The organism is Ancylobacter sp. G4_0304 (genome assembly GCF_047501495.1).
Classification (GTDB): Bacteria; Pseudomonadota; Alphaproteobacteria; order Rhizobiales; family Xanthobacteraceae; genus Ancylobacter.
Map to the genome: position 1 here is coordinate 160078 of NZ_JAZDRM010000004.1, position 7316 is coordinate 167393.

The 7316-nt window shown below is 67.3% G+C and carries 6 protein-coding genes and 1 pseudogene; all 7 read left to right on the forward strand.

The annotated features are described in order from the left end of the window. Positions 1 to 2457: a conjugal transfer protein TrbE gene (gene trbE, locus VRZ77_RS04050; RefSeq protein WP_037520553.1), complete on the forward strand. Its 2457-nt coding sequence runs from the start codon at positions 1 to 3 to the stop codon at positions 2455 to 2457. Then, on the forward strand, positions 2454 to 3224 hold the full coding sequence (gene trbJ, locus VRZ77_RS04055) for a P-type conjugative transfer protein TrbJ (protein ID WP_037520555.1): 771 nt from the start codon (positions 2454 to 2456) through the stop codon (positions 3222 to 3224). The genes trbE and trbJ overlap by 4 nt, the downstream gene beginning before the upstream one ends. 10 nt (positions 3225 to 3234) lie before the next feature. Next, positions 3235 to 3600 (forward strand): putative entry exclusion protein TrbK-alt, encoded by a 366-nt coding sequence (gene trbK-alt, locus VRZ77_RS04060; RefSeq protein WP_037520714.1) that lies wholly within the window; start codon positions 3235 to 3237, stop codon positions 3598 to 3600. A gap of 4 nt (positions 3601 to 3604) precedes the next feature. Continuing rightward, positions 3605 to 4969 carry a P-type conjugative transfer protein TrbL gene (gene trbL / locus VRZ77_RS04065; RefSeq protein WP_037520557.1) on the forward strand — a complete coding sequence of 455 codons (1365 nt, stop codon included), beginning with the start codon at positions 3605 to 3607 and terminating at the stop codon, positions 4967 to 4969. Then, the gene (gene trbF, locus VRZ77_RS04070; RefSeq protein WP_037520558.1) at positions 4969 to 5652 is read left to right on the forward strand and encodes a conjugal transfer protein TrbF; all 684 of its coding nucleotides are present in this window, start codon (positions 4969 to 4971) and stop codon (positions 5650 to 5652) included. The genes trbL and trbF overlap by 1 nt, the downstream gene beginning before the upstream one ends. After that, positions 5649 to 6698, forward strand: a complete 1050-nt coding sequence (gene trbG, locus VRZ77_RS04075; RefSeq protein WP_037520560.1) for a P-type conjugative transfer protein TrbG — start codon at positions 5649 to 5651, stop codon at positions 6696 to 6698. The genes trbF and trbG overlap by 4 nt, the downstream gene beginning before the upstream one ends. Beyond that, positions 6695 to 7189: pseudogene (locus tag VRZ77_RS04080) on the forward strand (conjugal transfer protein TraI); the annotation flags it as partial. The gene trbG and the pseudogene VRZ77_RS04080, both read left to right, overlap by 4 nt. Between the last annotated feature and the right edge of the window lie 127 nt (positions 7190 to 7316).

The following is a 7316-nucleotide window of genomic DNA, read 5'->3' on the forward strand; positions in this document are numbered from 1 at the left end:
ATGATGAACCTTGCCGAGTATCGCAACCGCAACACCCGGCTCGCCGACTACCTCCCTTGGGTAGCGCTGGTCGGCGAAGGCATGGTGCTGAACAAGGACGGGAGTTTGCAGCGCACGGCGCGCTTTCGCGGCCCCGACCTCGACAGCGCCGTACCGGCCGAGCTGGTGGCCGTCGCCGGCCGGCTCAACAATGCCTTTCGTCGCCTCGGCTCCGGCTGGGCGATCTTCGTCGAGGCGCAGCGCCATGGCGCCGCCACCTATCCGGCCAGCATGTTCGCCGACAGCGCTTCCGGCCTGGTCGATGCCGAGCGCAAGGCCGACTTCGAGGAAGCCGGCGCGCATTTCGAGTCGAGCTATTTCCTGACCTTCCTCTATCTGCCACCGGCCGAGGACGCCGCCCGCGCCGAGACCTGGCTCTACGAGGGTCGCGATCATGCCGGCGTCGATGCGCACGAGGTACTGCGCGGCTTCGCAGACCGCACCGATCGCATCCTTCAACTCATCGACGCCTTCATGCCGGAATGTGCCTGGCTCGATGACGGCGAGACGCTGACTTATCTGCATTCCACCGTCTCGACGAAGCGGCACCGCGTCCGCGTCCCCGAGACACCGATGTATCTCGACGCGCTACTCGCCGACCAGCCGCTGACCGGCGGGCTGGAGCCGCGCCTGGGCGATGCGCATCTTCGCATCCTCACCATCGTCGGCTTCCCGACCGCGACCACGCCCGGCATCCTTGACGAGCTGAACCGACTGGCCTTTCCCTATCGCTGGTCGACCCGCGCCGTCCTCCTCGACAAGACCGACGCGACGAAGCTGCTGACCAAGATCCGGCGGCAATGGTTCGCCAAGCGCAAGTCGATCGCTGCAATCCTCAAGGAGGTGATGACCAACGAGGCCTCGGCACTGGTCGACACCGACGCGGCGAACAAGGCAGCCGACGCCGACATGGCGCTGCAGGAGCTGGGCGCCGACTATGCCGGCCAGGCCTATGTGACGGCGACGATCACCGTCTGGGACGACGATCCGCGCATCGCCGCCGAGAAGCTGCGGATGGTCGAGAAGGTCATCCAGGGCCGCGACTTCACCGCGATGCCAGAGACGATCAATGCGGTGGATGCCTGGCTCGGCAGCCTGCCGGGCCATGTCTACGCCAATGTCCGGCAACCGCCGATCTCGACACTGAATCTCGCCCATATGATCCCGCTGTCGGCGGTGTGGGCGGGACCGGAACGGGACGAGCACTTCGACGCACCCCCACTGCTTTACGGCAGAACCGAAGGCTCGACCCCGTTCCGGCTTTCCATCCATGTCGGCGATGTCGGCCATACGCTGATCGTCGGCCCCACAGGCGCCGGCAAGTCCGTGCTGCTGGCGCTGATGGCGCTGCAATTCCGGCGCTATGCGCAATCCCAGGTGTTCGCGTTCGACTTCGGCGGCTCGATCCGCGCTGCCGCACTCGCCATGCGCGGCGACTGGCATGATCTCGGCGGTGGGCTTACCGAAGGATCGGACGACAGCGTGTCGCTCCAGCCGCTGGCCCGCATCGACGACGTCGCCGAGCGGGCCTGGGCCTCCGACTGGCTGATCGCGATCCTGGGGCGCGAGAGCGTTGCCGTCACGCCCGAGGTCAAGGAGCACCTCTGGTCGGCGCTGTCGTCGCTCGCCTCCGCACCGATCGCCGAGCGGACTCTGACGGGCCTGTCGGTCCTCCTCCAGTCCAACGACCTGAAGCAGGCGCTGCGACCCTATTGCGTCGGCGGTCCCTACGGCCGGTTGCTCGACGCCGAGACCGAGCATCTGGGCGAGGCCAATGTTCAGGTCTTCGAGACCGAAGGTCTGATCGGCACCGGCGCTGCCGCCGCCGTGCTCGCCTATCTCTTCCACCGCATCGAGGACCGCCTCGACGGTCGCCCAACCCTGCTGATCGTCGATGAAGGCTGGCTCGCGCTCGACGACGAGGGCTTCGCCGGCCAGCTCCGCGAATGGCTGAAGACCCTGCGCAAGAAGAACGCCAGCGTCGTCTTCGCCACGCAGTCGCTCTCCGACATCGACGGCTCGGCGATCGCCCCAGCCATCATCGAAAGCTGCCAGACCCGCATCCTGCTCCCGAACGAACGCGCGATCGAGCCACAGATCACCGCCATCTATCGCCGCTTCGGCCTCAACGATCGCCAGATCGAGATCCTCGCGCGCGCGATGCCCAAGCGCGACTATTACTGCCAGTCCCGCCGCGGCAACCGGCTCTTCGAGCTGGGTCTGTCGGACGTAGCGCTGGCGCTCTGCGCCGCCTCGTCGAAGCAGCACCAGGCGCTGATCGCCGCGGTTCACGCCCGCAGCGGCACGGATGGTTTCCTTGCCGAATGGCTTGGCGAGAACCGGCTCGGCTGGGCCGCCGACCTCATCGCCGACCTCACCAACATCACCCCCCAAACCGATCCGGAGGCACGCCCATGACCCGTTCCGTTCGTTCCCGCTCACGCGCGCTGCGCATCGGCGCCGCGCTCCTTGCCGCGCCGCTCGCGCTGTCGCCAATCTTCGCCCCGCCGGCCGCCGCACAGTGGATCGTCTATGATCCGACCAACTATGCGCAGAACGTCCTGACGGCGGCGCGCACGCTCCAGCAGGTCAATCAGCAGATCACCCAGCTTCAGAATGAAGCGACCATGCTGATCAATCAGGCTCGCAATCTCGCGAGCCTGCCGTACTCATCGATTCAGCAGCTTCAGCAGTCGGTGCAGCGCACCCAGCAACTTCTCGCGGAGGCGCAGGGCATCGCCCTCAACGTCCAGCAGATCGACCGTGCGTTTCAGACCACCTATGGCAACGCGTCGATGTCGGCGTCCGATCAGGCGCTCGTCGCGGGAGCGCGCGAGCGCTGGCAGAACACAGTCGGAGGCTTGCAGGACGCCATGCGCGTGCAGGCCGGCGTCGTCGGCAACATCGACACCAATCGCGGTGAGATGACGGCGCTCGTCGGCCAAAGCCAGGGCGCGACCGGCGCGCTTCAGGCGACGCAGGCGGGCAATCAGCTTCTCGCCCTGCAAGCACAACAGCTCGCTGACCTCACCGCCGTCGTTGCCGCCAATGGCCGCGCACAGAGCCTCTCCGAGGCCGAGCGGGCGGCAGCGGCCGAACAGGGCCGCGAACAGCGCCGCCGCTTCCTGACGCCGGGCACGGGCTACCAGCCCGGCAACGCCCGCATGTTCCCGAACGGCAACTGAGGACATGGTCATGGACGGCAAGATGCTCGCGCGGCTTGGCGCCGTCGTGTTCGTCGCGGTCGCGGTCACCGCGACCGCGATCGAGATGACCCGCAAGGAGGAAGCGCCGGCGGCCTGGCCATCCGGCCGCTCTACCCAGGCTCAGGCCGATCCCCTGCGTGACGAATTGATCCGCTGCCAGTCCCTTGGCGAAGCGGGGCCGCGCGATCCGGGGTGCCTCCGAGCCTGGGCAGAGAACCGTCATCGCTTTCTCGCGCCCGGCGCTCGTCCGATGGAGCGTCTCCCCGAACCGCCTCCGCCGAATGCGATTCCGCGCGAGATCCCCGACAATCCGATCCGCCGTGAAAGCGCGCCCCAGCCCGACGAGGCACGGTAGTATCATGGGCGGCACCGGCGTCATCGACCACTTCCTCGAGGTCTTCACCCGCTACATAGACAGCGGCTTCGGCCTGCTTAGCGGCGAAGTCGCGTTCATCGCCACAACGCTGATCGTCATTGACGTGACGCTAGCGGCGCTGTTCTGGAGCTGGGGCGCCGACGACGACATCATCGCACGGTTGGTGAAAAAGACGCTGTTCGTCGGGGTCTTCGCCTACATCATCGGCAACTGGAACAATCTCGCTCGGATCATCTTCGAGAGCTTCGCAGGCCTTGGCCTGAAGGCCAGCGGCACGGGCTTCACGACAGCCGACCTTCTGCGCCCCGGCAAGGTCGCTCAGACCGGGCTCGACGCCGGACGGCCGCTGCTCGATTCGATCTCCAGCCTGATGGGCTACTGGTCGTTCTTCGAGAACTTCATCCAGATCGCCTGCATGTTCCTGGCGTGGGCTCTGGTGCTGCTCGCCTTCTTCATCCTCGCCATCCAGCTCTTCGTCACACTCATCGAGTTCAAGCTGACGACGCTCGCCGGCTTCGTGTTGATCCCGTTCGGCCTGTTCGGCAAATCCGCCTTCATGGCCGAACGCGTGCTCGGCAACGTCATCTCATCCGGCATCAAGGTCCTGGTCCTCGCCGTCATCATCGGCATTGGCTCTACGCTGTTCTCCGAGTTCACATCCGGCTTCGGCGGCCAGAACCCATCTATTGACGAGGCTATGGCGATCGTGCTCGCCGCTCTGTCGTTGCTTGGCCTCGGCATCTTCGGTCCCGGGATCGCGAGCGGCATCGTCTCCGGCGGTCCTCAACTCAGCGCCGGCGCCGCCGTCGGCACAGGCCTCGCCGCAGGCGGCATGGTGGCGGCAGGCGTCGGCGCGGTCGGCGCAGCCGCGTCCGGCGGCGCGGCACTCGCCGGTGGCGCAGCAGCAGCCGCCCGTGGCGGTGCTGCGCTCGCAGGCGGGGCTTCCACTGCCTACAGCCTTGGCGCTGCCGGGCAGTCCGGCGCGACAGGTGTCGCCTCGGGGCTTGGCGGGGTCGCTCGTGCCGGTGGCAGCGCTGCGGTCTCACCGCTCCGCCGTGCGGCCTCCCGCGCCGCCGAGAGCATGCGCTCCAGCTTCAACGCCGGTGGCAAAGCCGCGTTCGAGGCGACGGGCGGCTCCTCCACCATGGGCTCGATCGGCGGTGATGCCGCCGGTGACGGCGCCGCGTCCTCCGGTGCCGCCAATGCCGGCGGACCGCCCGCCTGGGCGCAGCGGATGCGCCGCTCCCAGCGCATGACCCATGCCGTGCAAGCCACGGCCCATGCCGTCCGCTCCGGCGACGCCCACGGCGGCGGCTCCTCCGTCAACCTGTCCGAAGGCGATCGCTGATGTTCAAACGACCCACCACCCATTACGGCAAAGCGGCCGAACCCGAGACGCCGTATCAGCGCGCGGCGCAGGTCTGGGATGAGCGCATCGGCGCCTCTCGCATCCAGGCCAAAAACTGGCGGCTCATGGCCTTCGGCTCCCTGATCCTCTCCGCCGGTTTCGCTACCGCGCTCGTCGTGCAGTCGGCACGCGGAACGATCGTGCCGTGGGTGGTGCAGGTCGATCGCGTCGGTCAGGCTCAAGCCGTGGCGCCGGCCGAGGCCGACTATCGTCCCACCGATCCGCAGATCGCCTTCCACCTGGCGCGCTTTATCGAGCAGGTCCGCTCGATTCCTGCCGACGCGATCATCGTGCGTCAGAACTGGTTGCGGGCATACGACTTCACGACCGATCGCGGGGCGATGGCGCTCAATGACTATGCCCGCTCGAACGACCCGTTCACGCGGGTCGGCCGCCAGCAGGTCGCCGTCGACGTCTCAAGCGTCATCCGCGCGTCTCCCGACAGTTTCCGCGTCGCCTGGGTCGAACGTCGTTATGAGAACGGCCAGCTCGCCGAAACCACGCGCTGGACGGCGATCCTGACGATCGTCGTGCAGATTCCTCGCAACGCCGACCGGCTCAGGGCCAATCCGCTCGGCATCTACGTCAACGCCATCAACTGGTCACGGGAGCTTGGGCAATGAAGCCGTCTTTCCGTAAAGCCGGAAATCCGGCTTCACACACAATCGTATTCGCAGTTCTGCGGAAAGCCGCATTCCCTGCGGTCCTGCTGGCGACGAGCGCGCTGGCCGGCTGTGCGACCACCAATCCACCGCCGGAAATCTCCTACGACAATGCGGCCCCGGCTGTGCAGACGGTCGATCCGCCAGCGCCCGTCACCGTGGTCGAGCTGCCGCGGCCGCTGCCGCTACCCGGCCAGTTGCAGCCCGTGCCGGAGACGCGACGCGCGCCCGAGCCGACCAACCCGACGGCGCGCGTCAATCAGGCCAATGAGGCGGCCCGCGTCCAGCCGGTGCGCGACGGCTTCATCAACTCCATGCAGGTCTATCCCTGGACGCAAGGGGCGCTCTATCAGGTCTATACTGCTGTCGGGCAGATCACCGACATCGCGCTTCAGCCGGGCGAGCAGCTCGTCGGCGCCGGTCCGGTGGCGGCCGGGGACACGGTCCGCTGGATCATTGGCGACACCGAGAGCGGATCGGGCGCGACGCGCCAAATCCATATCCTCGTGAAGCCGACGCGGGCCGACCTGATGACGAACCTCGTCATCAACACCAACATGCGCACCTATCACATGGAGCTGCGCTCGACCGAGCGGACCTATATGGCATCGGTCTCCTGGCAGTATCCGCAGGACCAGCTCATCGCCCTGCGCCGGCAGAACGCCGAGGCGCAGGCCGCCCAGCCGGTGGCGAGCGGAGTCGATCTCGCCAACGTCAACTTCCGCTACGCGATCGAGGGTGATCGCGCGCCCTGGCGGCCGCTGCGCGCCTTCGATGACGGCCGCCAGGTCTTCATCGAGTTTCCGCGCGGCATCGGTCAGGGCGAGATGCCGCCGCTCTTCGTCGTCGGCCCCGAGGGCAATACCTCCGAGCTGGTGAACTACCGCGTTCGCGGCCACCACATGATCGTCGACCGCCTGTTCGCCGCCGCCGAACTGCGTTTCGGCTCCGGTCGCGAGCAGAAGCGCGTCAGGATCTTCCGCACCGACGGAAGGCCGACCTCATGAGCGAGAACCCGCCCCGGAATGAGGAAGTGCCCGACGATGGGCAGCCCTTGACCGGCGAGCCGGTCGGGCCAGCGCCGATGCGCCTGCGCGCCGAACCGCCCCGCGTCACGCGGTTATCGCGGAAGGTTCTCGCCGGCCTCGGTCTTGTCGCCAGCGTTGGGCTCGGCGGTGCGCTGATCTACGCGCTTCAGACACGCGACGGCGGTCGGCCGAACGACGAACTCTATTCGACCGAGAACCGCTCGACCGCTGACGGACTGGCCGGCCTGCCGCGAGATTACAGTGGCGTGCCGCAGCTCGGTCCGCCACTTCCCGGTGACCTCGGGCGGCCGATCCTCAGCACCCAGGATCGCGGACAGCCGGTGCCGACACCCGGAATCGCCACGCCCAATCCCGGCATCAGCCCGGAAGAGCAGCGCCGCCTTCAGGAGATCGAGACCGCGCGGACCAGCCGCCTTTTCTCCGGATCGGAAAGCCGGGGGGCGCCCGCTGTGTTGATTTCCACTGAGATCTGACCCGGCAGGAGCGGATTTTTCCATCGAGAACTGACCCATGTTTTCACCACGTCTCACGCGGCATCGCGGGGGACAGCGGAGTGATCTACATGGAGTTATTGAG

Bases quoted from the DNA above. Each gene is read 5' to 3' on its own strand.
- trbE (WP_037520553.1), top strand. From the start codon at position 1: ATGATGAACCTTGCCGAGTATCGCAACCGCAACACCCGGCTCGCCGAC.
- trbJ (WP_037520555.1), top strand. From the start codon at position 2,454: ATGACCCGTTCCGTTCGTTCCCGCTCACGCGCGCTGCGCATCGGCGCC.
- trbK-alt (WP_037520714.1), top strand. From the start codon at position 3,235: ATGGACGGCAAGATGCTCGCGCGGCTTGGCGCCGTCGTGTTCGTCGCG.
- trbL (WP_037520557.1), top strand. From the start codon at position 3,605: ATGGGCGGCACCGGCGTCATCGACCACTTCCTCGAGGTCTTCACCCGC.
- trbF (WP_037520558.1), top strand. From the start codon at position 4,969: ATGTTCAAACGACCCACCACCCATTACGGCAAAGCGGCCGAACCCGAG.
- trbG (WP_037520560.1), top strand. From the start codon at position 5,649: ATGAAGCCGTCTTTCCGTAAAGCCGGAAATCCGGCTTCACACACAATC.